The sequence below is a fragment of the Xanthomonas sp. NCPPB 1067 genome (genome assembly GCF_020783795.1).
In the GTDB taxonomy this organism is placed as follows: domain Bacteria; phylum Pseudomonadota; class Gammaproteobacteria; order Xanthomonadales; family Xanthomonadaceae; genus Xanthomonas; species Xanthomonas melonis.
The window spans coordinates 1-2,218 of sequence record NZ_JAJGQG010000062.1 but is presented as its reverse complement, the minus strand read 5'-3'; the positions used below and the strand labels follow the sequence as shown (position 1 = coordinate 2,218).

General features: G+C 54.3%; 3 protein-coding genes. All 3 read right to left on the bottom strand.

The window, feature by feature from the left end; all coding sequences use genetic code 11:
• Positions 1–1,219: hypothetical protein (locus LL962_RS20760; RefSeq protein ID WP_228318278.1), on the bottom strand; the 1,219-nt coding region annotated here is incomplete at its 3' end.
• 21 nt (positions 1,220–1,240) lie between these two features.
• The gene (locus LL962_RS20755; RefSeq protein ID WP_228318277.1) at positions 1,241–1,885 is read right to left on the bottom strand and encodes a DUF1629 domain-containing protein; all 645 of its coding nucleotides are present in this window, start codon (positions 1,883–1,885) and stop codon (positions 1,241–1,243) included.
• 141 nt (positions 1,886–2,026) lie between these two features.
• Positions 2,027–2,218: hypothetical protein (locus LL962_RS20750; protein WP_441004891.1), on the bottom strand; the 192-nt coding region annotated here is incomplete at its 5' end.

Sequence of the window (2,218 nt, the reverse complement as noted above, 5' to 3'; positions counted from 1 at the left end):
CCTGGTAGTTGAGTTCGCGTGCCTTCTCGTAGCTGGCGACGATGGGCGTGGCGGTAGGGTTGTCTATCCCGTCGTTGCTGGTGTCGGCCCTGCCGTCGCGCGCCCAGGCGGTGCCGTTGAACGACCACTGCGTGCCATCGCGATCGGTCTGGGTGTAGATGGCGCGGTTGTCGAGCAGCTCGGCGGCCTTCTCGCCAGCGGTGCTCAAGAAATAGGCATCGGCTGCGATCAACACCATCGGCCCCGCACCCGAGCTGCCCAACGCATAGGCAGCGGCGGTGCCGCCGGCCCAGCCGCCGATGTTGCGGCCGGCGAAGTGAGCAAGCTCCGATTGTGCGGCGAGCGGATTGTCCTGGCCCAGCAAGCGTGTGGCACGCTGGCCGGCCATCACCGTGTCGGCGGCGGTGGCGAGCAGGCCGGCGGTGCGTAGCGCCTGGTTGGCCGAAAGCTCGCCGACCAAGAACTCGGCGGTTGCGAAACCGCGTTGGCCGAAGGGAATGCGAAGTGGCCGTGCTGCTTCTTCGCCGAGAGTGTTTTCGACTTGCAGGATGCCTTGCTCTGAGAGCGTCAAACGGCCTGCCGCATGGGCCTGCGAGATGGCGCGGCTCAATCGGTTCCTTGCACTGGGATCATCACCACCCCGAGTCAAATTTGCATCGGAATTTGAGATTTCGAGTAGGGTTGTTGTGATGCGTTTTTCAGAATGTACGATTGCTCGCCAACCAATCTCCTCACTCTGCATGGAGTTGATTGCACTGATTTGGGCCGTCTCTTTACTGATGTAGCTTGGCTTCTGCGCATAAAAACTCCTTGTCTCACTTCTAATATCGTCTGCTGTTTTTCCTAACGGCGCATTAATATGTAAATCGCCATTGGACAGGCCGATCCGCAAGAAATCTTGAAACCGTTCAACTCGTCCCGCTAGGCGCTTTCCTGCTTCTAAGTCGCCTTGGTCGAACAACTGGTAATCAATTGTTTGTCTATAGAATCTTAATTCATCGATTATTCCGCGCTGATTCTCGATAATGTGCGCACCGCTATGGGGCGTGATTCCAATGCGATATGCAAAATCTGGCTTTGTTGGTAGGTATATTAAGTTTCTATCTGAGTGAATGTTAAATATACCGGCGCTCTTTAGTTCCTGTAAAAGAGGATCTTTGGGCAGGGTCCGCTGCTCAATTAGATGGTGATCGCGAAAATGAGTAAATTTAGTCGACATAGAGATTTTGTCGATCTCGCTTTAGATGTCGCTCCAATCTGCTGCATCAAAAAACCAAAGTCCGCCCGATTTCTCAGTCGTGGAGATGCCTTCGTGCCTAATTGCGTCTAGCATAATTCGGTCACAACATATTAAAGAAGAGTGACTTATTTGGAAAATGTGTGCGGATCCAATGACATCTTTTCGGAAGGCTAAGCTTGCGCCGCCGCTGAAGTTGTAAGCCTTCCCGCTTACATAATCACTACCCCGTTCGATCCTTAGCTCTGAATGCTCTTCATCGACTGCATCTAGTCTGAGAATAACATCGCAAAGAAAATGGGTGGGTCCATATGTCCCATCAGGCATTAGGAAATCAGTTTCAGCGAATTCGAAGGCCGAAGGGTCTATTCGCTCAAATACGTTTTTCAATTTTTCAGAAACAAGCCAGTAGCCGCTAAATGTTCCTTCCAGATGTTGCGGCATATCTCCTTTCTTGGGGTCGTAAATCAAACGCGGCTTTTCGCGTAGCGGCGGGAACCCGCCCTCCCAAGGTCTCAGACTCCGCTTCGGCGGCGTTAGCAATTCCTTCTCATTATCGAAAACAACGCCGTGCCCTGGCCCAGGGATGCGGGAGTCGAGTGTTAAGACGAAGAACTCACCTTTTTGTGGCTTGTTGTGCAATGTCATTCTGGCTCGCTTACGTTGACAGCGGCAATGGCGCTCCGGATACAGCTACGCATGATGCCCGTGCTTGGTCCGCGACACAGTAGGAAATTTCTGACAAGACATCGATTGCTTTTTCCTTGCAAACAGGGGGGCGCGCGCGGTCTACAGTTCCAGCACGCGGTTGCCATCGGGTGGAGCGCCGTTGCTGGTCCACTGGCCTTCGATGTTGCGGTAGTAGCGCTGGCCGTCTGAAGCGGTCAACGCATCCGGGTCGGGTAGCGCCTGCTGCACCGCTGGCGACATCGGCAGGCCATCGGCCGCCCAACCGCTACGGTGATGCGCCAGTTCGTAGCG